The 26,942-nt window shown below is 39.3% G+C and carries 20 protein-coding genes; 7 read left to right on the top strand and 13 right to left on the bottom strand.

Annotation, left to right across the window (positions count from 1 at the left end; all coding sequences use genetic code 11):
- Positions 1-695: 695 nt before the first annotated feature.
- The 3 genes from uspE to MXE38_RS04905 form a co-directional block, all read right to left on the bottom strand.
- On the bottom strand, positions 696-1,655 hold the full coding sequence (gene uspE / locus MXE38_RS04915) for a universal stress protein UspE (RefSeq protein ID WP_246912773.1): 960 nt from the start codon (positions 1,653-1,655) through the stop codon (positions 696-698).
- A 258-nt stretch (positions 1,656-1,913) separates the two neighbouring features.
- A complete protein-coding gene (gene murJ / locus MXE38_RS04910; RefSeq protein WP_246912772.1) occupies positions 1,914-3,482 on the bottom strand; it encodes a murein biosynthesis integral membrane protein MurJ in 1,569 nt (522 codons plus the stop codon).
- Between the two features lie 60 nt (positions 3,483-3,542).
- Complete coding sequence (locus MXE38_RS04905; protein ID WP_246912770.1) at positions 3,543-4,331, bottom strand: ZIP family metal transporter; 789 nt, start codon at positions 4,329-4,331, stop codon at positions 3,543-3,545.
- Positions 4,332-4,963: 632 nt separating this feature from the next.
- Between MXE38_RS04905 and ahpC the strand changes: the two genes are divergently transcribed.
- Both ahpC and MXE38_RS04895 read left to right on the top strand, forming a co-directional pair.
- Positions 4,964-5,527 (top strand): alkyl hydroperoxide reductase subunit C, encoded by a 564-nt coding sequence (gene ahpC / locus MXE38_RS04900; RefSeq protein ID WP_246912769.1) that lies wholly within the window; start codon positions 4,964-4,966, stop codon positions 5,525-5,527.
- Between the two features lie 344 nt (positions 5,528-5,871).
- Complete coding sequence (locus tag MXE38_RS04895; protein WP_246912767.1) at positions 5,872-7,518, top strand: FAD-dependent oxidoreductase; 1,647 nt, start codon at positions 5,872-5,874, stop codon at positions 7,516-7,518.
- A 91-nt stretch (positions 7,519-7,609) separates the two neighbouring features.
- Here the strand turns inward: MXE38_RS04895 and MXE38_RS04890 are convergent, their stop codons facing one another.
- On the bottom strand, positions 7,610-8,866 hold the full coding sequence (locus MXE38_RS04890; protein WP_246912765.1) for a hypothetical protein: 1,257 nt from the start codon (positions 8,864-8,866) through the stop codon (positions 7,610-7,612).
- Between the two features lie 563 nt (positions 8,867-9,429).
- Between MXE38_RS04890 and MXE38_RS04885 the strand changes: the two genes are divergently transcribed.
- The 5 genes from MXE38_RS04885 to MXE38_RS04865 all read left to right on the top strand — a co-directional run bounded on the left by MXE38_RS04885 (position 9,430) and on the right by MXE38_RS04865 (position 15,882).
- Positions 9,430-10,716 carry an alpha/beta hydrolase gene (locus MXE38_RS04885; protein WP_246912762.1) on the top strand — a complete coding sequence of 429 codons (1,287 nt, stop codon included), beginning with the start codon at positions 9,430-9,432 and terminating at the stop codon, positions 10,714-10,716.
- Between the two features lie 583 nt (positions 10,717-11,299).
- The gene (proB, locus tag MXE38_RS04880; RefSeq protein ID WP_246912775.1) at positions 11,300-12,439 is read left to right on the top strand and encodes a glutamate 5-kinase; all 1,140 of its coding nucleotides are present in this window, start codon (positions 11,300-11,302) and stop codon (positions 12,437-12,439) included.
- Positions 12,440-12,505: 66 nt separating this feature from the next.
- Complete coding sequence (locus MXE38_RS04875; protein WP_246912774.1) at positions 12,506-13,759, top strand: glutamate-5-semialdehyde dehydrogenase; 1,254 nt, start codon at positions 12,506-12,508, stop codon at positions 13,757-13,759.
- 439 nt (positions 13,760-14,198) lie between these two features.
- Positions 14,199-15,107 carry a universal stress protein gene (locus tag MXE38_RS04870; RefSeq protein WP_246912761.1) on the top strand — a complete coding sequence of 303 codons (909 nt, stop codon included), beginning with the start codon at positions 14,199-14,201 and terminating at the stop codon, positions 15,105-15,107.
- 106 nt (positions 15,108-15,213) lie between these two features.
- A complete protein-coding gene (locus MXE38_RS04865; RefSeq protein WP_246912758.1) occupies positions 15,214-15,882 on the top strand; it encodes a GNAT family N-acetyltransferase in 669 nt (222 codons plus the stop codon).
- A gap of 57 nt (positions 15,883-15,939) precedes the next feature.
- Here the strand turns inward: MXE38_RS04865 and ychF are convergent, their stop codons facing one another.
- From ychF to MXE38_RS04820, 9 genes are all read right to left on the bottom strand, one after another.
- Positions 15,940-17,034, bottom strand: a complete 1,095-nt coding sequence (ychF, locus tag MXE38_RS04860) for a redox-regulated ATPase YchF (RefSeq protein WP_246912756.1) — start codon at positions 17,032-17,034, stop codon at positions 15,940-15,942.
- 52 nt (positions 17,035-17,086) lie between these two features.
- Positions 17,087-17,686 carry an aminoacyl-tRNA hydrolase gene (gene pth / locus MXE38_RS04855; protein WP_246912753.1) on the bottom strand — a complete coding sequence of 200 codons (600 nt, stop codon included), beginning with the start codon at positions 17,684-17,686 and terminating at the stop codon, positions 17,087-17,089.
- A 28-nt stretch (positions 17,687-17,714) separates the two neighbouring features.
- Positions 17,715-18,224, bottom strand: a complete 510-nt coding sequence (gene folK / locus MXE38_RS04850) for a 2-amino-4-hydroxy-6-hydroxymethyldihydropteridine diphosphokinase (protein WP_246912752.1) — start codon at positions 18,222-18,224, stop codon at positions 17,715-17,717.
- A gap of 104 nt (positions 18,225-18,328) precedes the next feature.
- A complete protein-coding gene (gene pcnB, locus MXE38_RS04845; RefSeq protein ID WP_246912750.1) occupies positions 18,329-19,852 on the bottom strand; it encodes a polynucleotide adenylyltransferase PcnB in 1,524 nt (507 codons plus the stop codon).
- A 529-nt stretch (positions 19,853-20,381) separates the two neighbouring features.
- Positions 20,382-21,722, bottom strand: coding sequence for a tRNA glutamyl-Q(34) synthetase GluQRS (gluQRS, locus tag MXE38_RS04840; protein ID WP_246912748.1), 1,341 nt, complete (start codon positions 21,720-21,722; stop codon positions 20,382-20,384).
- 494 nt (positions 21,723-22,216) lie between these two features.
- Complete coding sequence (gene dksA, locus MXE38_RS04835; protein ID WP_246912746.1) at positions 22,217-22,672, bottom strand: RNA polymerase-binding protein DksA; 456 nt, start codon at positions 22,670-22,672, stop codon at positions 22,217-22,219.
- 689 nt (positions 22,673-23,361) lie between these two features.
- On the bottom strand, positions 23,362-23,961 hold the full coding sequence (locus MXE38_RS04830) for a 4Fe-4S single cluster domain-containing protein (protein WP_246912742.1): 600 nt from the start codon (positions 23,959-23,961) through the stop codon (positions 23,362-23,364).
- 9 nt (positions 23,962-23,970) lie between these two features.
- Positions 23,971-25,818: an AAA family ATPase gene (locus MXE38_RS04825; RefSeq protein ID WP_246912739.1), complete on the bottom strand. Its 1,848-nt coding sequence runs from the start codon at positions 25,816-25,818 to the stop codon at positions 23,971-23,973.
- Positions 25,819-25,878: 60 nt separating this feature from the next.
- Positions 25,879-26,853 carry a hypothetical protein gene (locus MXE38_RS04820; RefSeq protein ID WP_246912729.1) on the bottom strand — a complete coding sequence of 325 codons (975 nt, stop codon included), beginning with the start codon at positions 26,851-26,853 and terminating at the stop codon, positions 25,879-25,881.
- Between the last annotated feature and the right edge of the window lie 89 nt (positions 26,854-26,942).

The following is a 26,942-nucleotide window of genomic DNA, read 5'->3' as shown; positions in this document are numbered from 1 at the left end:
TTGGATGATATCATCAAGAGAAGATGGAGACATATTCGACCTTTAACTAAAACTTTAGACAGAATTAATATTAAAATACAGCATAGCTCATATATTACAAAATTAATGTTACCGTGTAACATAAAAAATGTGACTCAAATCAATAGTGATAAAAATCTCGTAAGAAATAAGCTAGGCAGATAATCAGTAGTACGCTAAAAGCATTGGTAAGTGCGTCATTCATGGCAGAAACTAAGTGGTAAAGCTCTAAAATACTTAAAATATCGCAATTTTAAGTGCCGCATGTTAAAGGTAACACAGCGCTATTATAGGCTTTTTTATAAAAATTTATTGCCAGCAATATGGCTCACTAAATTGAGGCGTTTTTGCCTTGTTTTAGAGCAAAACTTAAGTACTGGTATGTAAGAGTAGCACCAGGGCCTTGATGGTTAAAGTCTCAATGAAAGCTTGCTCTTACCATAGCTTTGAACTTGGTTTTAGATTGGTACTAGAGCGGGCGCTTTAGCTTGGGACATCATGCCAGGCGCTAGCACTGGCGCTAGCGCTGGCTGGGGCTGTGGTTTGGCGTTGTCACTGGCTGGAGCTTGGCAGTGGCTAGGCAAGGCTGGGCTTGGAGCTTGGGGATTGGGATAAAAAAGGCCCCATGTGGGTGTGATGGAGCCTGAGGTTAATATTATGTTTTGGCTATTAAAAAATTATTCTTGAGTGTGAGCAATACGGTGTTCGTGATCTAAGGTGTTGCGGTTAAGCACAAATAGATCGGCATTAATGAAATCAACAATTTCCTCACAAGTATTACCAATCAAGGCTGCGCCAACGCCTGAGCGGCCATGAGATCCGATAAATACAGTGCTAGCATGAAGTTTTTTACATAGTTTTGGCAGCACATCATCAGGCATACCCTCAGCAATATGGCAATGATCATCTGCAATATTGTGGTGATGGGCAAATTCAATGATTCTTCTCTTATGCTCAGCTAAAATACTCTCAGCATAAAGCTCTGGAGCATAGTTAGGTACTTCTAGCATTACAGTAGGTAAAACCACAGGAGCACCATTAACTAAATGGATAGGGGCTCCAGTAATAGTTGATAAGAGCTGAGCCTCACGCAATAGCAAGACATTCATGAGCTGTTTTTCACCAGAGGTAAAGTCAACAGCCACAACAATAGTGCTATTCTCATCCCAAGTGTGTTCTTTGGCGATAACTACTGGAATGTTGGAGTGACGTAATAAGTTCCAATCATGAGGAGTAAAGATAATAGAATCAAGTAGGCCGTGGTGATTGGCTCCTTTAATGATCAAATCAAAGTTACCACTATTAGCCTCATTTAACATACCCTCAGAAACATCTCTTGTCCATTTTACTGAAGGCACAATAGTAAAGCTTTCAGGATCTATATCTTGATGTTTCTCTAAAGCAGCAGCAATAATTTTTTGAAGCTCTTGAGTAGTAACTTCTTCTACATCTTCGTGAGAAGTCATTTCACTCTTCTTGCCGATAAATGGAATATCGTTAGAAAAGTCGTAAATGAGACGGAGTGCAGTAATGGTTACCTTAGGGTTGAAACGAGCAATTTCAATAGCTCGGTTAAGAGCTAATTGCTGGTCTTTTTTAGGCTCTATGATGACCAGAATGTTATGGTACTGTCTCATTTGGCAATCTCCTTAAGCCTAGCCTGTATCTCCAGTCGTGCCGACCTCAAGGGGTGATAGATCAAGATAAATGGAGATGTGCTAGCTGACACGCCCAAAAGGTGCTCAAACACATGACTCTATATTAAGGCAAGCGCAGCTATAAATTAGGATTTGTTGATAAGGTCTTTTAGGTTTTGTGATTTATAGCTAAAAAATCATAAAAAAAGCCCTCAATAGTAAATTGCCTGGGTACTAAAGAGGGCTAAAAAAGAAAAATTACATTTTAATGTGGCGAGGTCTAATACCTAATATTAAACAGCAGCTGGTAAATACCAGAGCACCACCTACAATTAAAGCACTTAAATAGCCAATAGAGGTTAAGGTGTCCATCTGTACCCAGGCCTCAAATTCAGGAGCTACATAGCGCACGCTAACAGCCATGATAATGCCTGAAATTAAAGCCTTAATAATAAACAATATGGAGGTCTTGGAAATGCGGTAGATATTTTTCTTATGCAAAAGATAAATTAGCTGCCCTGCATTAACAAAGGCCGCTAAGGCTGTAGATAAGGCCAAGCCTACATAACCTAAAGGCCATACCAAAATTAAATTAAAGACAATGTTAGCGCCAATAGCTACCATAGAGCAGCGTACTGGGGTTTTAGTATCTTGGATGGCGGCAAAGCCTTGAACTAGTACTCTAACTAGCATAATGGCGCATAAGCCTACTACTGATGCAAGTAAGGATTGAGCGCTTAAGAGTACATGCTCTGAGCCAAAAGCACCTCGCATAAAGATAACTCTTAAGATAGGCTCTCGTAGCGCCATAATACCTAAGGCCGAAGGAATGCCAAGCAAGAGCACGAGACGTACACCCCAGTCTAAGGTTTTATTGTATTTATCATGCTCGCTATTAAAGTCACAGCGTGATAGTGCAGGTAAAATCACAGTAGAAATAGCTACGGCAAAAATACCAATAGGAAACTCTAAGAGGCGATCAGAGTAGTACAGGTAAGAAATAGAACCTGTAGCTAAAAATGAGGCTAAGACAGTATTAACTAAAAGATTTAACTGGCTAGCAGAGACACCAAAGAGAGCTGGAATCATTAAAGTTCTGATACGAACAACGCCAGGATGATGCCATCCCCATTTTGGTAATACCATCAGACCTAATTTATAGACAAAAGGCAATTGAAACACTAATTGCACTACACCGCCTACCACCATACCAATGGATAAAATGACATTAGGATCTTCAAAGTTAGGGGCGATAAAGTAGGCTGTACCAATCATAACTACATTGAGTAAACATGGAGTAATGGCTGGAATAGCAAAGCTGCCATGAACATTTAATACCGAACTACATAAAGCAGTTAAGGTAATAAAAAACAAGTAAGGGAAGGTAATTTCCAATAAAAAGCTAGCTTGGGTAAATTTATGAGCATCAGGGCCATCGTTAAGCCAAGACTCAAACCAGCCCCAACCAAAAATAGCTGTTACTACAGGAGAGGCAAGCATACCAATTAAGGAAATAACAAAAACAATTAAGCCTAAGGTACCTGCGCTTTTAGCTATCAGTTCTCTAAGTTCAGATGAGCTTTGCTCTTTAGATGTTTTGGTTAGCACAGGCACAAAAGCTTGAGCAAAGGCTCCTTCGGCAAACAATCTTCTAAAGAAATTAGGAATACGATTGGCAAAGAAGAAAACGTCAGCCATTAGACCAGCGCCCAATAGTTGAGCGATAGCAATATCTCTAACCATGCCTAAAATTCGAGACAGGAAAGTAGCTGAGGCTGTGACTATACCTGAACGCAATAGACGTGGTTTTTTAACAACTTGATTCATGACAAGCAAAGCCAGTTAATAGTAAAACATGTAAAGAACAGACAAATTATACCTGTAGCTTTAGCCTAAAGAGGTATCTAATACCATCATAAGAACAAAGCCTAAGATTACGGCAATAGTGCCAATATCAGAGTGTTCGCCCAAACGAGCAGTAGGTATTAACTCTTCAATGACTACATAAATCATGGCTCCAGCGGCAAAAGACAATAGCCAAGGCATGATAGGGATAAATAAGGAAGAGAGCATCACCACAATTAGGGCAGCAATAGGCTCAACTAAACCAGAAATGACACCAAAAATAAATGATTTACCTGAGGACATACCACTAGCACGCAGCGGTAAAGTTACGGCTGTGCCCTCTGGTACGTTTTGTATGCCCATACCAATAGTAAGTGCAATGGCTGCTGAGTAGGCCTCAGGAGTATTAATAGCAGCTGCTGCTACAAAAGAAATACCTACAGCCATGCCCTCTGGGATATTGTGAATAGTCATAGCTAAAAATAAGAGCTGGTGCTTACCTAAAGTAGTTTTAGGGCCTTCTGGTTCCTGACTATTAATATGTAGGTGAGGCATGATCTTATCTAACATCATTAAGAAAGCTGCACCTAAAATAAAGCCAGTAGCAACAGGAAAAGCTGCGGTTTTTCCCTCACTCTCTAGTTGATCAATAGCTGGCATAAGCAATGACCATACAGATGCAGCGATCATAATGCCTGCTGCAAAACCTAAAGAGAGCTTAGTAAACAGTGGCGAGGGTTTCTTTTTAGAAATCAAGACTGCCGCTGCACCAAGCGTAGTCATTAAAAAAGTAAAGCTAGTGGCATAAAAAGTGGAGCTTAAAGCTTCCATAAGTCCATCCTTCTTAATAAAAAGTGGGGCATTTTTGCACTGACATAATCATTATCAAGAGAGCTATCTTAAATAAAGCACCCGCCATGAGCAGCACTCAAATTAGATAATTATGCTAACGATTATGAAGTGCAAATTATATGAAAAAATGGGTGCTACATGGTTTATTTTGTCTAATGTATAAAAATTAGTGGGAAAAATTTCATGATTTTAGACAATTTTTAAAAATATTTTAAAAATTTATTGTGGTGCTATTTTTGCCATAAATAAGCCTTTTCTTATGAAAATGCTATTTAAAATTTCTTTAAAAAATCATTAATTTCTTGGTAAATATTCACTTATATTGAGCCAATTTATCAAGTGAGCCCAATTTGCAAAGATTATCTATATAATGGGTGCCATACCAAGTTCAGTGCTACAGCACATAGAACAAGACAGATTTCAAAATATTTCAAGTAGCCAAATAAGCTTTGGTGATAAAAGTTGTGTTATAGAGCACATTTCTTGTAAATATTTAACCACATTTATAAAGAAAGCTCATATACTCATATATGAGTGTCTTAGAGCTAAATCGTGACCTTCGCTGGAGCGTTTTAGCAAAAAGGCAAGTGATTCGTTTCAAGGAGTTTTAGATGTCTTTTATCAATAAGGAAGTTGCAGATTTCGCTGTTCAGGCCTACGTTAACAAGGACTTCAAGGAAGTTACCAAGGCTGATCTTTTAGGCAAGTGGTCTGTATTCTTCTTTTACCCAGCTGATTTCACCTTCGTATGCCCAACTGAGTTAAAGGATTTAGCTGAGAAGTATGCTGAGTTCAAGGCAATCGGCTGTGAAATTTACTCTGTTTCTTGCGACTCTCACTTTGTTCACAAGGCATGGGCTGACGCTTCTGACACCATCAAGGCTATTGAGTACCCAATGCTCGCCGATCCTAACCACAAGTTAGCTAAGGACTTCGACGTATACATTGAGGAAGCTGGCTTATCAGAGCGTGGTACCTTCATTATCAACCCAGAGGGTAAGATCGTTTCTTATGAGGTATTAGCTGGCAACGTTGGCCGTAACGCTGATGAGTTATTACGTCGTGTTAAGGCTTTACAGTTTGTTGCTGAGCACGGCGATCAGGTTTGCCCAGCTAAGTGGCAGCCAGGTCAGGCTACCTTAAAGCCAGGTCTCGATTTAATCGGTACCCTCTAATTTGACTACTAGTTTTAACTAGTTGTTCTAAGGCGTTGAGCCAAAAGGAAGTCCCCTTATGGGGGCTTTCTTTTATCAAAAAACCCCCATGTGACCTAACATTGTTGCTGGGGGTTTTTTAGTAATTACGATAATTGTCATTTATCACGTCCTTATGGTTAGCTTTGGCTAACTCTAGCTTTTCTGCGTACTTAGAAATACAGTAATTGCTGTGTTTGCTATGTTGTTTGTCTTACTAGCTAAAAATCTATCAACTTAAACGCCATATTGTGATAGTTTTTTGCTAAAGTAGGTTTATTAATTACTAGATCCTGAGACTTTTTGCTGTAATTTAGGTTTCAATCATGAGCGCAAACGATAATTTATTTGATGCCATCATTGTTGGTGGTGGTCCTGCTGGTCTTACTGCTGCTTTATATTTAGCTCGTGCCCGTTATCGTGTTTTAGTCTTAGAAAAAGATCGCTTTGGTGGTCAAATTACTATTACTCACGAAGTGGTTAATTACCCTGGTGTAGAGTCAACCTCTGGTGAAGCTTTAACCGACACTATGCGTCGTCAAGCCATTAACTTTGGTGCCGAAGTTAAGTTAGCTGAGGTATTAGATGTTAAGCTTGATGGTGATATCAAAGAGGTGATCACTAATAGCGGAACTTTACGTGCTTTTTCTGTATTAATTTGTACAGGCGCTAACCCTCGTCATATTGGCTTTGAGGGAGAAAGTGAGTTCCGTGGCCATGGTGTAGCTTACTGTGCTACTTGCGATGGTGAGTTCTTTACTGGTAAAGAGCTTTTAGTAATCGGTGGTGGCTATGCTTCTGCTGAAGAGGCTATGTTCTTAACTCGTTATGCCAGCAAGGTAACTATTTTAGTTCGTAAAGATAGCTTCTCTTGTGCTCGCTCTATTGCTGATGAGGTTATGGCTCACCCTAAGATTAAAGTACTCTTTAATCACGAGGTTAAGTCTGTGAGCGGTAATCAATTTGGTATTACTAGCGCTCAGATCTTCAACAATAAGACAAACGAAACCTTTACTTATACAGCAGAAAATAATGATACCTTTGGTGTGTTCGTATTTGCTGGCTATGTTCCAAATACTGCTTTGGTAAAAGATAAGGTAGCTTTAAATGAGCAGGGCTATATTATTACTGACCACAACCAAGAAACTAATGTAAAAGGCGTATTTGCCGCAGGTGACGTATGTATTAAGACATTACGTCAGGTTGTAACAGCTGTGTCAGATGGTGCTTTAGCCGCCGCAGCAATGGAAAAGGTTGCAGCTACTATGCATGATAAGACTGGTTTAGTTCCTGAAGTGCCTAATGCTACTCGTAAGGCTCCTCAAGAGCCTCGTGCATCAATTGCTCCTGAGGCTCAAAGTGAAAGCTTTATTTCTCCAGACTTTATTCCTCAGTTAAATGCTGTCTTTGAAAGAATGGGCTCTAAGATTACGCTACGAGTTCATACTAAGGGCGATGAGAAGGGTAATGAGCTCTTACGTGCTATGACTGAGCTTAGTGATTTAAGTGATAAGTTAGCTCTAGAGACTACCGATGAGGGCGAGCACTTACCTTTTGTTGAGTTTATCAAAGAAGATGGCACCCCTGCTAACATGGCCTTCCACGGCGTGCCTGGCGGTCATGAATTTACCTCTTTTGTTTTAGGTATGTACAATGCAGCAGGCCCTGGTCAGCCAATTGATGATGCCGATCGCAATGCTATCTTAAACATCAGCAAAGAAGTAAAGATGCAGGTTTTAGTATCTTTATCTTGCACCATGTGCCCTGATTTAGTGGTAGCAGCTCAGCGTATTGCCTCTTTATCCGATAAGGTAACTACTCACGTTTATGATGTTGGTCTCTATCCTGATATGAGAACTGAGTTTAATGTGATGTCAGTACCTTGCTTAGTAGTGAATGGCAAGCATGAGACCTTTGGCAAGAAGAAGATGCCAGAGCTCTTAGAATACTTAAAAGGCTTAGACGTAATCTAAATAATTAATCTCTAAGCTAATTGACAAATAAAAAGGCTGTCCCAGTAATGGTGACAGCCTTTTTAATTTAACTAAAATTCACATATATGACTTAATCGTTAGCACTTATCAGGCCAGCTTGAATTTTGGTGCTTTCTTTTTGATAGCTATAGTTGTTGATTAAATCTAGCATTTCAGTAGCTTCCTTTCTGTCGCCATCGTAATGAACTAGCTCACACCAGCGATCGATTAATTTATCTAAATAATCGCACATTAAGAAATTAGCAGCCTCGCCAAATTCATCCTGAGCATTAACTGACAAATATCCTACTTGAGGGCAATCTTCATCGTCAATTTGACAATCAGTTGCTAAATCACAATTAGATACTAAGTAAACATTAGCGAGAATTTCTGCATTATGAGTCTCAGATATGTAGTCCTTAAGATTATAAAAATCGTCTATGATAGAAATATCTGCCTTTACAGCTTCACCTTCTAGAGGGTCAAAGTAGGAGACAGCGGTAATCTCTAATTCACAGTCCTGACCATCATTTTGGGTGCATTTAGCATCTAAGAGCTTGCAACTATAGCTATAGTCGTCATCCTCATTATAATCTTCGACAAACGTATAAAAATCACCACTATAATCGTCAATTGCATATTTAGCTGCATTATAGATTTCTAGAATAGTGTCTTCATCGCCTTTAAAGATGATCTTAGCCATAGTTTTGTAGGCATAAGGAGGAATGTAGGTTTCTTTTTTAAAGAAACTAACAACTGGAGCAAAGTCTTCATTAGGCTGAGAGATTAATTCGATTAGTTGCTCTTGAGTATATTCCTCAGGATCAATCTTATTGTATTCACACCAGTAATTAAGTGATTCCTCTAAACTATCAAGTTCAAAGTATAAATCCTCTTCTTCATTGTAAAGTTGCCTATCCTCGTCGGCTTCATCAAAACATAAATAATTTTTGGCGGTCAAAAGTTCATCAGTATACTTTTGCAGTTCCTCATCATAGAAAGTAGCGCTATCGACATGATTACCGAAATAAAGCCAAGTACACTTACATGCTCCTTTGATGTTGAGCATCATAGACTTAAGTAAAATGGCAGTCCATGGATGGGTGGTAAAGTCTACGAATAGTTGATTATGAAATTTGCTCACTTCAGCTAGTCTTGCTGGATGGAGTTCATCAATAAAGAAATCAGCCTTTTCTTTTTCAATACCACAAGCTACAGCTAGCTGTTTAACAACTTCAAGATCGCGATCTTCATAGTCACGTTGATATTGGTTAACGAGTTGCTCGATCTTTTCAAGTTCGTTAGGCTCACCGTAAAACCTAACACTAAGAATGTATTGTAAATCCATGGGGCATTCCTTATTAGTTGACAGAATAATGGCTAATTAGCGCTATCACTATTCATGCATAGTGCATTGTTTATATTATACTATTTTTTATTAAAAACAAATAAAAATCATAATAAAAATATGAATATTAGTTTAATAATTAATTTACACATAAAAAGTAAATAGTTGTTTTGTAGGCTTATTATGAAAATTTTTGTGCGATTCATTAGATTGACAAGATAGCTAAATGGAGTTAGCATAGGCTAACGACAGGAAATTACTAGAAATACCTCATTTGTGGAACTCTCTAGTTTTAATTCTGGGCGGTTCTTTCCATTGTGTATATCCTTACAGATCCTTATTATTCATTAGTATTTTGGCAAGATGATGCTAATGAGTAATAAGGATCTTGCTTTTTTATACGTCCCTTCTTTGATTTTTTTATCTCCATAATAGTTTAGCCGTGGTACCATGGTCTAATAATATTTTACGATCCTAGTAGCCATCTAACATTATTTACCTTAGGCTCAACAAGAACCGTACATACTAGTAGTGTCCTATTTGCAGGGCTTTGGAGAAAGAAAATGAGCGATAGCCAAAATACCTCTGCTAATTTAAGCGAAATTTTATTTAAGCCAAAGCATGATTATATTGAGACCTCTTTAATCTCCAATTCTGGCTGTCCACTGCCAGATGTGGGTGATGGCTTGCATTTTATGGGCTCTCCTTTTAGATCTAAGTGGTATCGCCCTTTAAATCTCTATACTTGGACATATTTAGGCGGAAATAATTTAGACATTGAATTGGCCTTATCCAATATCATTATGAGCAAGAACGAGCGTTCTCGTGAAACTTGCTTTGATACTGTTAGCCAATATGGTGCGGGCAATTGGATTTATGAGTTTAGCTCTATTGCTCAAGAGCGTGTTATGAGAGCTCGTCTTGCTACCGAGCAGGGCAACTTACCTGAGGCCAGCCACCACTATCGTATGGCATCCCGCTATTTTGCTATTGCTGCCTATCCTAATTTAAAGGGAGATGTCTTAGCCGCTCAAGCTTCTTTATTAGGTCGTCAGGCATATAGAAAGATTTTTAATGACGAAAAAGAGTTTGGCTATTATAAGGAGTTGACCTTCTTAGTTAGAGGTGAAAAAGTTACAGGCCACTTGCATAGCGTGGACAATAAAACGCTCCAGCCATGCGTCATCGTGGTTACTGCCTATGGTGATACCTCTACTGACTACTATCGTCTTTTTAGCGACTATTTTAGAAAGATGGGCATTGCTATCTTTGTTATTGATATGCCAGGTATGGGTGATGCCTCAAAAATTACCTTAGACGCTAATACCTCAGACATTTTAGAGGCTGCTGTTGATTATTTGCGTGAGCATGTTAACTACATTGATAGTAGCGCTATCGGAGCTATGGGCTATCGTTTTAGCTCTAATCCTGTGGCCAGATTAGCGCTCTTGCGTCCTGATGTGTTTAAGGCTATTGCACTTGCCAGTCCTGCTGTTCACAACGCTTATATCAATCATAAGCTGCTTAATAATATGCCACTAGCAGCCCGCTCTTCTTTAGCTAATAGATTGAATCTGGATGCTAGCAATTGGGAAACTATTGTGCCGCAAATGCAGATGCTATCCCTTAAGAAACAAGGCTTAATTGGTTACCATGCTAGCAATAAAGTACCAGTATTAAGCGTCTTTACTCCAGTTGATCTTAAGTTTAATGATGATGACTTGGCTGTGATTAATAATGCTTTTACTAATAACACGGTAATCAAACATAAACACATTAGAGTTAGTGAATTTGCTCCTAAGGTGTTTAATGATATTGCCCTCTTCTTTAAAGAGCATCTTTTGTCATAAGAGCTTATGTTAAAAATCTAGTTTTTTGTATTCAAAGTGCGGCTTAGGTTTTCTTGAGCCGCATTTTTATTTTTGTGCGTTTAGAATACGGAAACATTTGGGGCATGAGCTCTAAAATGGGGAATGACTTTACTACTGACAGTAAGTCCTTACAGGACGTTTTTTGCGATAAATATAGTGTTTTACTGATGTTTTTAGGCTGTAGATAATATTAACTATTTTTGGTAATTGGGTAGTTTTCTTAAAAATGGTTGCTATAATGTTTGGTAGTTAACTTCCGAAAATGGTTGCTATGAGTACTGACAAGAAAGATCAAATTCGCAAAGAGGATATTATTGATTTTCCTCACGACAATCCTAAAGCCGTTTTATACCCCACCAAAAAATGGCTCTATGTTTGTGAGCGTGAGTATTTCCAAACTCCATCAGGAGCTCACTCTGAAAATCGAGTTACTTTGGGCAAAGTATGGCAAGGCAAGTTCTATACTTTAGATGAGTTTAAGCGTTTATTTAAGCGTGATGGCAGCCCAAGAGTTTATCCTAGTAAACGAAAGTACAACAAAAGAACTAATCTGGACACCACTATGGATCAATCATCATTAGATAACAATACTTTAAATAGCGATGGTCAAAATATTGTTATTAAGTTAGGCACTAGCACTCTTACCCAAGGCAAAAATGAGCTTAATCGTGCTCATATGTTAGAAATAGTACGTGTAGTGGCTAAAATGCGTGAGCAGGGCCATAGGGTTACCTTAGTATCATCAGGTGCTATGGCGGCTGGTCGTGAAGTAGTTAAGCATTATGCTAATTTACCTCCAGTATTAAGTTCTAAGCAGTTATTGGCATCCGTAGGTCAAGGCTACTTAATTGAGGTTTGGTCTAATTTATTTGCTATTTATGGCATCCATATTGGTCAATTACTCTTAACTCGTGCTGATTTGGAAAATCGTGAGCGCTTTTTAAATGCTCGTGATACTTTATTTGCTTTACTTGATAATGGCATTGTTCCAGTTATTAATGAAAATGATGCTTTATCTACCGCTGAAATTAAAGTGGGCGACAATGATACTTTAGGTGCCATTACTGCTTGTGCTATTGAGGCTGATAAGCTCATTTTGTTAACCGACCAAAAGGGCCTTTATGATGCTGATCCAAGAACCAATCCAGAGGCTAAGCTCATTCGTCGAGTAGATAAGATTGATGAGAGCATCATTAAGTTAGCTGGTGGCTCTGGTACTAATTTAGGTACAGGCGGTATGTCCACAAAGGTAAAAGCTGCCAAAATAGCGACCCAAGGTGGCGTGGAGCTCATTATTGCCTCAGGTAAAGATCCTAGCATTATGTTGGATCTTATCAACGAGCAAGGTGAAGGTACTTTCTTTAAGACCGCTACCAAGTCAACTGAGTTACGTAAGATTTGGTTATCGTCTACTACTAAACCTGCTGGAAAATTGATTGTTGATGATGGTGCTGCTAAGGCTTTAGTAGAGCGTGGCTCTTCTTTATTGCCATCAGGCATTGTCAAAGTATCAGGTGAGTTCTTGCGTGGTGCCGTCATTGAAATTGATGATTTAAATGGCAAATCATTGGCTAAAGGTATAGTTCGCTATACTGCTCAAGAGTGTGAGCAAATTCGTGGTTGTAAGAGCGACGAAATTGAGAGTAAATTAGGTTTTTCTCATGGAGTTGTGATTCATAGAAACGATTTAGTGTTAATTTAAGGCTAGAATATCTACATATTGTTTTGTAATGAAATTTAAAAGGGTTGGTCTCAAATGGATTTTGGTATTGATATGAATAAGGTTGGCTACAACGCTAGGATAGCCAGTCACACTTTAGCAATGGCCAGCACTGAGGATAAAAATGAAGCACTTGCACATATAGCTTCTATGCTTAAAAAAATGAAGAGCTTTATTCTTGATGTAAATGCTAAAGAAGTGGCAGATGCTCAGAGTCGTTCTTTACCAACTCCTATGATTGATCGCATGACATTAACTGATGCTCGCTTCAATGAAATGGTTGAGGGCATTGAGCGTGTGATAGCTCTTCCTGATCCTATAGGTAAAATACTTGAGGGCTATACCGTGCCATCAGGTTTAAATATCATGCGTCGTGTCGTGCCTTTAGGTGTAATTGGCGTTATTTATGAGTCCCGCCCTAATGTAACTGTCGACATTGCTGCTCTATGTATCAAATCAGGTAATGCTTGTATTTTAAGAGGTGGTTCTGAGTGCTTCCAAACTAATCTTACTTTATTTGAGATTATGGAAGAGGCTTTGACTAATAGCCCAATTCCAGCAAGCTGTGTAAATTTTATTACTTCAACAGATCGTGAAATGGTTAATCGTTTATTAACTTTGGATGAGTATGTTGATTTAATTATTCCACGTGGTGGTGAGGCTCTACACCGCATGTGTGTTAAGCACGCTACTATTCCAGTAATTGTCGGTGGTTTTGGTGTAAGCCATATTTATGTAGATAGTTCTGCTGATATTGAGCGCTCTGTGCCTGTTATTATCAATGCAAAGGTGCAAAAGCCTTCAGCATGTAATGCTTTAGATACTTTAATTGTGCATCGTGATCGTGCTGCTTCATTAATGCATAATTTAGCTCCAGAGCTTGAAAAACATCATATTTTAGTTCATGCCCATGGTGAAATGGCTGATATCTTACGTGACTATCCTTTCTTAGGTAAGTGTTCAGCACAGGATTTTGATACTGAGTTTTTAGGCTTGCAGATGAATGTGGTTATGGTGGATAGTATCTCTGATGCCATTATTCATATTAGAAAGCACAAAGCCATTCACTCTGATGCAATTTTGACTAACAATTTGACCAATGCTGCTCTGTTTGAGCGTTCTGTACCATCAGCTTGTGTCTATGTTAATGCCTCCACTCGTTTCTCTGATGGTGGTCAATTTGGCATGGGTGCTGAGGTGGCTATTTCCACCCAAAAACTTCATGCTCGTGGCCCAATGGGCTTACAAGCTCTTACTACTTACCAATATGTATGTAGTGGTGATTACTTAGCCCGTCAATAATTTTTGTAAGTTTAGCCTCCATAAAGAACTCACTTAGACTATTACTAGCTAAGTGAGTTTTTTTATTTGGGGCAAAATAGATGCCATAGCTCTTAAGGGCTCCTGCCATTAAGGGCTATTAGGCGCTGTGGCTGATGAGGCTGCTTCGTCTGTTGTTAATGCCGTTGGTGCTATGGCTGATGAGGTTGCTGCTGGTTGCTGCTTTGGTTGATGGGGCTGCTGTTGGTGCTTTGGGAGTAAGGATAATAGCAAAGTAAAGTAGGGCAAAATTGGGGGTGTTGTCGGCCTTTCTTTGCTGAACTTTATAGATGACAAAAATAATTTAATTAAAATTGATTACAGGTCATATATTTGAGTTAAATGTTTTTTAATATCTCATAAGCTTTGTAATAATGAATCAAGAGTAGCTATCTCTACATTTTTAGAGTAAGGAGGAGATATGTCCTACAAGGTTTTAGTGCTCGTTAAGCCTACTGAGGAACAGCCAGCCTTAGAGCGTGCTGCCGAGTTTGCGCGTTTTATGCCTGATCTTAAATTGGTACTTTATCGTGTGGTCAGGGATTTTACCGAGGATAAACTTCCTGAGTTAGAACAGCGCTATACCAGAGAAGTTAGCTCCCTAATGGATCGCTATCCTAGCATTAAGAACTATGAGATTAAGATAGCATTTTCTGAAGAAGTTGCTCCTTCATTCTGCCACTATGCAGGACTAAAGTCTGAGCATTTCGATTTAGCAATTATTTCAGCTAACCGTCGTAATACCTTAAAGGATCTCTTCTTCTCTCCTATTGATTCTCAAATCATGCGTCAAGTGCCAATCCCACTTTTAATTGTTAAGGATCCACAGGCACCACAGCGTCTTGATCGTGCTATTTTATTGGCTATTGATTTTGAAGAAAGCAATCATGAGAAGTTCATTGATGAGGTATTAATTACTGCCGCCAAGATCTTTGCTGATAACTTTAATGGCGAAGTACACGTATTAAATTGCGTACCTCCTGTTCATGGCGGTCTCATGGGTGGTGATACCAATATTTCCATCATGATGGGCTCTAATAAGCCTTCAACTCGTCCTGCAATTCATACCGCTGCTTTATATGATTTTGCAGATAAACATGGCATTCCAAGAGAAAGATGCCATGTGGCCGAAGGCCGTGTTGATGAAATGATTCCTCGTGTATGTACTACTTTAGAGGCTCGCATGGTATGCATGGGCACTTCATCACGTGAAGGTGTATTAAGCTCCTTTGATCAAAGTGCTAGCGAATTAGTTTTAGAGCAAATCAAGGGCGACATCTTTATTGTTAATCGCCATGTAAGATTTGATGAGACAAATCTACACGATTAAGCTATTTATAATTATCTTTAGGATAAGGCCACACTATTGCAGTGTGGCTTTTTTGTTTGTATGCTCATAGTACGTTGTGGTTTAGGATTAGATATTTCTATTAGTTATGAGTGATATAAAAATACGTAATTTCCATTGGGGGAAAGACTTTAAACGCATTATCAAGATAGTTCAGGAAGTTTGGTTCTTTGATGCTCCTACTAAGAGGATAGGTTATTTAAATGCTCTAAACTTTATGTTGCACTATCTAAATATTGCAACTCATATTGTGGTTACTGTAGATGAGCATGATAATGCTACAGGCATTTTAGGCCTCACTACTAAGCAAGACCAGCCATTATTTAGACAGAATCGTTTTATCTGTTGTAAAGCTCGTGCCCTAGAGTTTACCTCTAAAGTTGCTCTTTATTTTTGGCCTCAGGCTTTAGTATCTCGCCTGTTTAATGGTATTTTCTTTGAAAATTATCAAAAATTAAGAAAAATGGTGCCTAACCCTCAAGATCCTGAGTTTTTGGTCATGATTGTTGATCCTAAGATTAAGGGTAAGGGCTTGGGACGTGCTTTGGTGCAAGCTGGTGAGGATATTTTAAAAAGCAAAGGCTTTAATCAGTATTATTTGCTTACAGACTCAAGCTGTGATGTAGGTTTTTATGAGCGCCTTAAGATGGATAAGGTGCTTGATGTTAGCTTATGCTTTGATATTAAACACGAACCTGCCTACGACCATTACTTGGTAGGTTTTTTACGTGGTTTAATTTACGTAAGAAATATTTAAAAAAAAGCCCTGCAAGGATTCAAGCAGGGCTTTTTTTCATTAAGCTAAAGACTAGTCTTATACATTAAAGAGGAACTCAAAGAGGTCGCCGTCTTGTACAATATAGTCCTTACCCTCAGAGCGTAATTTACCAGCCTCTTTAGCGCCAGCCTCGCCGTTGTACTTAATAAAGTCATCAAAGGCAATAGTTTGGGCACGAATGAAGCCACGCTCAAAGTCAGAGTGAATCTTACCTGCAGCTTGTGGAGCGGTTGCGCCAACCTTAACAGTCCAAGCACGAACTTCCTTAACGCCAGCAGTAAAGAAGGTTTGTAGACCTAAGAGCTGATAACCTGCACGAATTACACGGTTTAAGCCAGGCTCTTCAAGACCCATGCTCTCCATAAACTCTTTGCGATCTTCCTCTTCCATAGTAGCTAAGTCAGCCTCAATAGAAGCACTTACAGGAACTACAATAGAGCCTTCCTTTTGAGCATACTCACGTAAACCATCTAAATATGGATTATTTTCAAAGCCATCCTCAGAAACGTTGGCAATATACATCATTGGCTTTAAGGTTAAGAAGTTAAAGCCCTTCATAGCAGCTAAGTCTTCTTGAGTAAACTCAACAGCACGTAACATCTTGCCTTGTTCTAGTGCTGGCTTTACCTTTTCAAGAGCAATAACCTGAGCTAAAGCTTCCTTATCGCCACCTGTGCGAGCTCTCTTCTCTAAGCGCTGGAGAGCCTTATCAGCAACTTCTAAGTCAGCAATAGCAAGCTCAGTGTTGATAACTTCAACGTCATCAACAGGGTTAACCTTGCCATTTACGTGGATTACATTAGGATCGTCAAAGCATCTTACTACATGGGCAATAGCATCAGTTTCACGAATGTTAGATAGGAACTTATTACCTAAGCCTTCACCAGCAGCAGCGCCCTTAACTAAACCTGCAATATCCACAAATTCCATAGCTGTTGGAACAACTTTCTGTGGCTTAACAATAGCAGCAATTTGATCTAAGCGTACATCAGGAACAGGAACAATACCTGTATTTGGATCAATGGTGCAGAATGGGAAGTTTTCTGCTGCGATGCCAGCCTTGGTTAAAGCGTTAAATAAGGTAGATTTACCCACATTTGGTAAACCAACGATACCACAGTTAAAACCCATGTTAATACCTCAAGTATATGAGTTAAAGTTAAAGTAATTTGGTGCTTAGCTATTATTTTTGCCACTGGAGCGGCTTGAAACCATTAATAGCGCTGGTTGCTTTGGTAATGCCTTGAGTAAAAATAGTGCCAATGCTGATGGTGGCAGCATCCAAAGTCTCTTCAATTAAAGCACGATCAGTAGGGCTTGGTTTACCAAGAACCCATGAATAAGTGTCTGGGCCTTTGCCAATACCAATACGTAAACGATAGTAGTCTTGGCTACCGCTTAAATTAGCTGTAATTGATTTTAGGCCGTTATGACCAGCTAGGCCACCTCCAAATTTTAGTTTCATCTGGCCTGGGGCTAAATCCAGTTCATCATGTAAAACTAAAATTTCTTGAGGAGCAATTTTAAAGAAATTGCATAAGGCACCTACAGCTCTACCTGATTCATTCATGAAGGTAGTAGGGAAAAGCAAGTGAACCTCATGGCCCTCAATCATACCCTTACCATGTAAGCCTGAAAACTTGCTATTAGGTTGGAGGCTAATATTGTACTTGCGTGCAATGAGCTCTAAGAGATCATAGCCCATATTATGGCGGGTATGGTCATACTTAGCTCCTACATTGCCTAAACCAACAATCAATTTAATAGTGTTATTAGCTGCCATAAGATATCTTGTTAAATAAAAGCTTAAATTAAACTATCTGAGCCCAATTTTGCTCAAGCTTAATAATTTCTTGAACGTCTTTTACTGGTAGTTTTGCTAGTACTTGTAGCACACTTAACTTACTATCTGCAAAGACATGATTAGGGACAATTTCACTCATAGGCACAATGACAAAAGCACGCTCTTGAGCACGTGGATGAGGCAAAATTAATTTAGGATCATCGCTTAGCAAATTATCACAGCTAATGACATCTAAATCTAGAGTACGTGGACCATTTTTAATCAAACGAACTCGACCAAAATCAAGTTCTATCTTAGCTAAGTTATCATAAAGATCCATAGGTAAGATAGAAATCTCAAGCTCAATAACAGCATTAATAAAGTCATCTTGGTCAAGATAACCTACAGGTTTAGTGCGATATAAAGAAGAGGCTTTAACTATGGTTACGCCGTCAATATTGTTGATGGCCTTTAGCGCCTCTGTTAAGGTCTCTATACTTTGACCCATGTTAGAACCAAGGGCAATAATAGCTTGCATAGATAGTCCTTGCACTTAGGTGCAAACAGAATTAAGGCCAAAGTGTAGCTTGATAGGGGCTACTAGCTTTGGCCTTTAAATAATGTAGGGGTAAGCCTAATGATTTATGGCTCTAAGTTCATGGACTTACGCCAGCTACGAGCCTTATTGATAGAGGCTGGTGAGTCATAGATCGGGAACTCTTTTTCAGCATCGTGACGGTCTTTACGATTATTGCGTGAAGCGTTACGACGAGAGTTACGACGATCATCTCGAGAAGCTCGCTCCTCACGAGAGCGCTTTTCAGCTTCTAACTTGCACTTATCATAATAAGGCTGCCAGAACTCAACTCGTGAGGCTAAGCTCTTATCAAATTGAGCACGAAGCTTAAATAAGTCAAATGCAGCACGGAAACTATGGTAAGAGGTAGTCTCTTTTACATACTTCTTAGGCTCTTTGGATTCGAGCAAGAATTGTAAGCGCCATAGTAAAGCTATAGAGCGAATGATCTGCTCTGGCATAGCAGTAATGCTGTATTGGTTGATTACTACTTGAGAAGCCAAGAAAGAGATTAAGCTCTTATAGTTAATATTTTCAGCACTAAACATTAAGTCGTCACGGACTTCATAGAAGTTCCATAAGAACTCATTCCATAAAATAATGGCATATAAGAAGTGCGGCTTATTGCACTTACCCTCATGGAAGCGCTGATCGGTGCTAGCAAAAGCGTAATTTAAGAGATCACGGCAAGAGCTAGAGTTTAATAGCATCTCAGATAAGGTAAAGAGATGACCAAATAAACCAAGTGAGGTTAAAACCTTGAAACTAGCTTGAGCATGACCTGTTAAAAAGAGCTTATTAACCTCATCGTACATACGAGCAGGAGCTACTTGAGACAGTAATTTTGCGCAAGGCTCAATACTGTTTCTAGTACGATCAGATAATTGGAAACCTAATTTGGCGCTAAAACGTGCTGCACGTAAGATACGAACAGGATCTTCACGATAGCGGGTTTCAGGATCACCAATAATATCGATAACGCCATGGGTTAAATCATAAAGACCACCATGAAGATCGATAAGCTCTCCAGTTTGAATGTCTAAGTAAATAGCATTAATGGTAAAGTCACGACGCTGAGCGTCTTCTTCAATACGCTTACCATAGCTGTTATCACGTACTAACATACCCTCAGAGGTAATTTGTACGTCAAAACGCTTGCTATCGCTTGCTACAGGGCGAGATACTTGTACCTTATTAGCATTGCCACCGCGGAAAGTAGTTACTTCAATAATATCGTTGTTGGAATAAACGATATGAACAATCTTAAAGCGGCGTCCAATAATACGTGCATTATTAAATAAACGACGTACCTGCTCTGGAGTAGCATTAGTTGAAACGTCAAAGTCCTTTGGTGTTTTGCCAAGTAATAAATCACGAACACCACCGCCTACTAAATAGGCCTCATAACCTGCTTGCTTAAGTCTTTTAATAACTTTAATAGCAAATTTAGAGATCTTTTCAGTTGGTAGTTGATGTTGGCTGGCATCTAAAACCAGCTTATGCTGGCCTTCTTTAGTTACCAAAGCTTTGTGCTTCTTTAATAGGTCTTCAAGACCTGGGAGTAAGGCAGAAATTTTTATGTACCTCAAATCTCATAAAGAAGTCTGGTTCTCCTAATATTTTACTTCGAGGCTCTTATCACTAAGGCAAAGCTATCGTTTCCATTAATAAGTAAAGTTATCACGATAGGCTGAGAACAAAAGCTCTCCAAGTAAAATATCAGGGGAACCTACAAGAATTGAGCTGAAAATTAAATAGTTATCAATCTTTTTGGAGCTTATATGTTTTACCAACTAGATTAGGTATTAACAGCTTTAATGCTATCAACTAACAGTTGTCCTTAAGATAAATTGACAATTCCCTAAAATAAGGGCGCTCAATCTATAAAGAGATCAGCTCGTACTTTAAAGTATGGTACGTAATTTACCTTTTAGATTTACCTTATGTAGTGTAAAACTAAGACAAAAAGTGTAATTCATCTAATTTGAGCGCTTAGAGCTTAGTTAATAAAACAATAAGATAAGAGCTCATGGCTTAATTTAAACTTAAACTAAGCTCAGCTTAATTCGCCAAGTACTACAGCCTTAAAATAATGCTGCAATACTAAATTCAGCCGCATTATATCACAATCGCACAATGCGGCATGTTTTGTTCTTTAAAGCTATCACAAAGAGTTTGTAAAAGCTTATCCATAGTAGAGCGATATTCGCTAATAATAGTTAAGTAATCCTTGCTATTAATCCCCAACATCTTAATAAGTCCAGAGCCTAAAATCTTAGGCTCAAGATAATGCGCCCCTAAAATGTATTCGCCCAAGCCCAAGTCTAAGCCCAAGCTATCGCTTGTGCTTAGGCTTGCGCCCTCGCCCTCGCCCTGGCGCACGCTCACGCCTGCGCTCTGGCTCTTGTCAGCGCTATGGCCCTTGCCCTCGCCTGCGCTCAGGCTCGTGCCTGCTTCTGCGCTCAGACTTCCCCCAGCGGCTATTTGGTCAAGGCAAGAGTAGCCATAACTTAGTAGGGCATTAACTGGCTCACAAAGATGAAGAGTGAGTATTTTTTTATCTAAGGCTGAGGTGCTGCCTTTAAGCAGGGATAGCTTAGTAGAAATAAGTTCACTTAGTTCTTGATAGAGCTTATTGAGCGTGACATAGTGGCAGTCGTTTTTAATGTCACTTTGACCTAATAGCTGATAGGTATGGGCTAAGGCCTGATGAGGAGCATTAGTTACTAATACAGCAGGGGCTTTATTTTGCTTGGATAGTTTATTGCCACTGTGATCTACTATTAAAGGCACATGGAAAAAGCTTGGTGCTTGATAGCCTAAGATCTCATAAAGACAAAGTTGTAAAAAGGTAGCATCAAGCATATCAGCGCCACGTACCACCTCACTAATGTGCTCATCATGGTCATCAAGTACTACTGCTAAATTGTAGGCAATAATGTTATCAGCACGTTTTAAGACCAAACTATGGGCTAGCTCATGGTCTAAGGTTGCTTGCTCAATGAGCCCTAAATTGCCATCAATAAAGCTCTTATGATGGGTAAGATAAGGGCTAAGATCAATTCTAATAGCCACATGATCAAGTGGCCCCTTGGCAATTTGCTCTTGTATAGTCTTGTCATGACAAGAGCAAGGACGCATTTTCATTTGGGCTCGGCTACATGTGCAATAGTAGGCTTGTTTACTATCAATAAGCTTAGAGAGTAGTTCTTGGTAGTTACTCAATTGCTCTGATTGAATAATAGGGCTACAGTCACTTTTAATGCCAAGTAACTCAAGTTCCTCTAGGACAATAGGGGTATTTTCTTTGGGGCAACGAGGAAAATCTAAGTCCTCAATACGGACAATAAATCTACCTTGTTGACTTTTAGCTCTAAAATAAGAGGCATAACCAGAAACTAATGATCCCCAATGCAAACGACCACTAGGTGATGGCGCAAAGCGTCCACAATAAGCCATAATATTCACCAAAATCCAAAATGAGACCTTCTAATTTTAACAAAAGCTTAGCTCTTCGACTAAAACAAGCTTCGCCCTTCCCCTTACCTCCAGCCCAATAGGCCACAGCCAAGCCACACGGGCCCTGCACTGCCCAATAGGCTACAGCCAAGCCCGTTGGGCTTTGCTGTGCCCATAGGCTTTGCCAAACCCAATGGGCTATGCTGTGCAAAACTTGCTTTGCTGCGCAAAGCTTGCTTGCCTAATAAGCTTATAGAGGAAAGCCGTGCTTATCATGAATGTTAGGTATGGGGGCATGACCTGTTACGGATAGTGAGGTATAGGAGGAGATAGTGGGCTATTAAGAGTAGCTATTGTTTAAGAGATAGGGGATAGGGAGATTAAGAGTGCGATGCTGAGCGCAGGCAGGTCTTATACCCAAGCGCACTTTCTTAAAGTGCGCCTGAGTATATGAGGCAAGATTAGTCTTGCGGCTATTAGTTAGTGATTAGTTACTAATCACCGTATTGCTTTTCTTTGATTTCAGCTAAGGACTTGCAGTCAACGCAAAGATCGGCAGTTGGACGGGCCTCAAGGCGCTTAATGCCAATTTCAATACCGCATTGCTCACAGAAGCCAAACTCGTCGTCATCAAGCTTACGTAAGGTCTTTTCAATCTTCTTGATAAGCTTACGCTCACGATCACGGGCACGTAACTCTAAAGCAAACTCTTCTTCTTGAGAGGCACGATCTACAGGATCTGGGAAGTTAGCAGCCTCATTCTTCATGTGACCTACAGTACGATCTACCTCAGAGCGAAGCTGGTCACGCCAAGCAGTTAAAATTTTGCGGAAGTGCTCTTTTTGAGCATCATTCATGTACTCTTCGCCATCTTTCTCAACGTATGGCTTAACACCTGCAATCGCAAGTGGGGACATGGAGTCTAAATCTTCCTGGGTAAGGTTACTCATAACTCATTTCCTTATTAACTTGTAAATATCATAAAGCTTTAAGCTCTTAGATATTTAGTAAGTGATTATTAACAAATCTGTGCCAATTATGTTTAGCAAATCAAGACATATTAGCATGTCTAGCCAGTTAAAAAGTGTACTTTAGGTTAAACCCTGATTAAGTTTTTTCTGGCTCTAATTAATAAGCACTAAAGAGCAATCACTCCTTAGAAAAAAGTAACTTAACAAATCGTGTAAAAAGCTTGTTCCAGCCTTATTTTAAGGTACGACTATAATTTAAGCCCTGCATTATCCATAAATTGCTATATAGTGGCAAGTAAAAAATCGTTACGCTGTGAGAAAGTTAACCAAATTGAAAATTACAATATGCTTAAGTTCTCGTTTTTACCCAAAAATAAGGGGTTTTTCTTGTCACTATTGGCCTATGAATAAGGATAATCGCTAATAAATAGATAACACATAAAAAGAAAGATAAATGCATTTTCACAATAATGGATCAGTGGAAAAATTTATTAGCTTTTTTTACAGCTAAGATCCTAGCAAATGAGAGTTGCTAGACAGCTAGCCTGCTAGGCTTTGTGGAGGGCAGATAGACTGGCTCCAGAGAGCCAAACAGCCAGGCAGCTATACAGCATGGCTGCCTGTCTGCTTGGCAGCCTGGCTGCCTGGCAGCCAGGCGGTGTGATCGTTTATGGTGTGTTTTCACTAGTAAAGTGCATAAGATAAGGAGTGCCATTGATCTTAATTGATCCATTAAGATCAATACGCCACTCTTGGGTCATGGTTGGTTGGTGCTCTATAGAGGAATTATAACAATTGCTAAGATAAATAAATCTTTGATTAGTAGAGCCCACCCAATTACGTTTATCCTCTGGCAAGTTTTCTTTAAAAGGCCCATCGACTAAAACATCAATATAAGCTAACAACTCTTGAGCACCATCTATAGTCTTGGTGCTTAATAAGCTTTCATAAGTGTAGCCAGTAAAACACATCACGCTTAACCCTAAATCTTTACAAGCCTTGGCCACGATAACTAAGCCTTTGGCTTGTAAAAAGGGCTCACCTCCTAATAAGGTAATGCCCTCAATATGATGTTGCTTATAAGCCTGATTAATGAGAGCAATGACTTCATCGGTGCTCATAATATTTGCAGGCTTAATAGGCAGCATATCTTGATTGCAGCATTTAGGGCAGTTCATTAAACAGCCTTGCACCCAAATTACAAAGCGCTTGCCAGGGCCTTCGGCCTCACTACAGTCAATAAAATGAGCAAGGTTGAGCCATCCCATATCTAGCTCCTACTCAAGTAAAAAGGTAAAGTGATGTTCAATATTAATAATACTAATGCTATGACCCTTGATTAGTTCAGGATGCTCGGTATTTTCAAAGAGAAACTCACTTAAAGGGTCAAAGAGAAATTTGATCATGGCATTGAGTACACCACGACCACCATTATGAACATCCATTTGTTTAATAATAGCCTCTAGTGCTTGATCCTCAGAGACAAACTTCATATCAATAATGCCCCATTTATCTTTAAGGCGCTCTTTGAGCGGTAATAGCTTGGAGCGGGCGATTTCTTTTAGTATAGAAACGTCGGTCATAAAGTTAAATGGGATGATATTGGCATCACCAATACGGCCTAATAGTTCAGGCCTATTGAGCACTTTAGTAAAGTGATTTTGTACTGCTTCTTTAAATTGACTGGCCACTAAATCATTATTGTCAGGCTTAATATAAGAAGCACCAATATTAGAGGTAAATACAATAAAGGTGTCAGCAAAGGAAATAGTTTCTCCTTTGCCATCAGTAAGACGACCATCCTCAAGAATTTGTAAGAATTTGTCCAAAATACGAGGATGAGCTTTTTCAATCTCATCGAATAATAAGAGGGAAAAAGGCTTGGCTTTAACGGCATTAGTTAGTTGTCCGCCTTCTTCGTAGCCTACATAGCCTGGAGGTGCGCCTATGAGACGCTGATCAGCATGCTCATGGTTAAACTCAGACATGTCAAAGCGAATACAAGCATCCTCATCGCCAAATAGGAATTGAGCTAAGGATTTTGCTAATTCTGTTTTACCTACACCTGTAGGGCCTACAAAAAATAAAGCGCCTTTAGGGGTACGAGATTTAGAGGAATGCTGTAGTCCTGAAAGTCCAGTATAAGCTCTAATCAGCACCTTATTAACAGCCTCAATGGCTTGATCTTGTCCTTTGACTCTCTTTTGTAAGGTTTGTTTAGCCGACTTAATTCTTTGATAGTTAAGTTGTTCCCAAGGGGATTCCTTGGTGCCATAACGATATAAGGACACTAAACTTGAAATATCTAAAATTTCATCTTGTTGACGAGAGAGGCGGGCTAAGTTGTTTAAATCTCTAAGAGTAAGGGCATCAGTAAGGGTAACTAACTCTGCAAAAGATTTACTTTTAGCGCTAATTAGGTCTTTAGTAATAAAATTGCTTGCCTGCGCCATGATGGCCGCTTCTCTTTCTTTAATGGATGGCTTAGGAATAGAGATATGGGCACACAAAGGGTTGTCAACAAAAAGAATAGGCGGAATAGAGCTATTTCCTTGGCACAAAAAGATCACTATGCTTTGAGGCTCTCTCATTTGTTGAGGGGTTTGAGAAGGAACAGTATCTCTTAGCGATTGAGCGATACGTTGTAAATAGGAGCGCTCCATTTCGCTTAAAGCATTTACTTGTCCAAATAAATAATTAGACCAGTCAACAATAAAAGCAATCTTTTTGGTGTCCAAAGGATCAGTAAGTACCTTTTCTATAGTCGCAAAAAAGTCCTGAACACTAATGGAGGTGGCGGCTTCTTGAGCTACTTCTAGCTCGTAGTCACTATCCTTATAGTCTTCAAAATCATAATCCTGACCTTGTTCAAAGGTCATTTGTGAAGCCATTAGTTGTTTAAAGTCTTGTTCTGATATGCCTTTAATGCCACTAATGCTCGAAAAAAAGATTACTTCCCTAAAACCTAGAGCTCGTAAGCTATCTTCGATAATTTTATTAACAGGTAAGATGCGGGCAGATCGGGAAAAAGACAAATCAATAATATTGCCATTGATCAGCAAAGCTCGCCTAATCATGGCTTGGCGCTCAAAATTTTCTAGCCAAGAACTAATGTAATTACTCATAGTGATCCTAATAAATTCTTATGCTGTTAAGCTTAGAACGGCTGTTAGCCTCGATAGACATTATTTATTTAACGAGCGAGTTAATGGTGATAAAGGTCGAGAGGTTGCTGACTCATCATCAGGGTTTGACCATAAAACTTTCTTATTACTAAGTTTAATACCATAAATTTCAGTCAGTTTTGGTATTACTTGATCAATGTCCTTCTGGCAGCTTTGGCCAGAGTAATGATCAAACTTATAAGTAAGTTTACCATTGAGCTTAACTTCAAATTCAGCTTTGTTACCACAAGCACGGGCTGCTTGAATCAGCACAATATCACTGCCATCATCAAGCAATTTTTTTATAGGCTTGGCTACAATAAAGCCAGCCTTATTAAGGGAGTGGAAAATAGCTTTGACAATGTGCTTGCGACTTTCCTCGTCTTTTAAATCAGGCTCAATTAGCTCGTGGTCTTCATAAGGATCGATGTCTTTATGATCTTGTGGTGTGGTAGAGCTATGGCATAAGCTATGGTGGTCATGAGCGGCAATATGTTGCTCAAGCTTGCTATAGAGTTCTTGTAAAGCTTGGCTTATTTGCTCTTTAGACCAAGATTTTTCTAGTGCTTGTTCTTTAATCTCAGCAATATGTACCAGGGCTAGATTATAAGCTCTAGAATTATTCCATGTAGAAAGAACATCTTTAATAAAGTTAGAAATAGCTAATCGTTGGGCCTCAATTTCTTCAAGGGCAAACTCTTTAGTCTTTACCAAAGGGGTCTCTTGCAAGGATGCCTTGACTATAGTGCGGCATTCTCCTAAATACTCCAATATTTGAGAAGAAATATCTCGAGCTTGCTCTTTATTATTAGCCTGACGGAAATTTTGAATAATCCGCTCCCCTAAGTTAATGCGCTCTTGTACTAAGGAAGCTCCAATATTCCTTTGGGCCATGCTCAGCAGAGCTTCGCATTTTTTAAGGTTAAGCTCATTATTAGAAATTACAGAATCAATACTATTGCTCAAAGAGATATCAACAGACACATAATTGCTCATAATAGTTATAGTCCGCTTGTTTGTTAGGTAGCAATCAGGAAGAGCTAACGACCATGCATCAAAAGCTCTTCCTCGTCACTATAAATAAA

Origin of the sequence: Anaerobiospirillum sp. NML120448 (genome assembly GCF_023050945.1) — a bacterium.
Lineage (GTDB): Bacteria > Pseudomonadota > Gammaproteobacteria > Enterobacterales > Succinivibrionaceae > Anaerobiospirillum.
The sequence above is the reverse complement of the archived record's forward strand: the minus strand, read 5'-3'. Positions and strand labels throughout refer to the sequence as shown.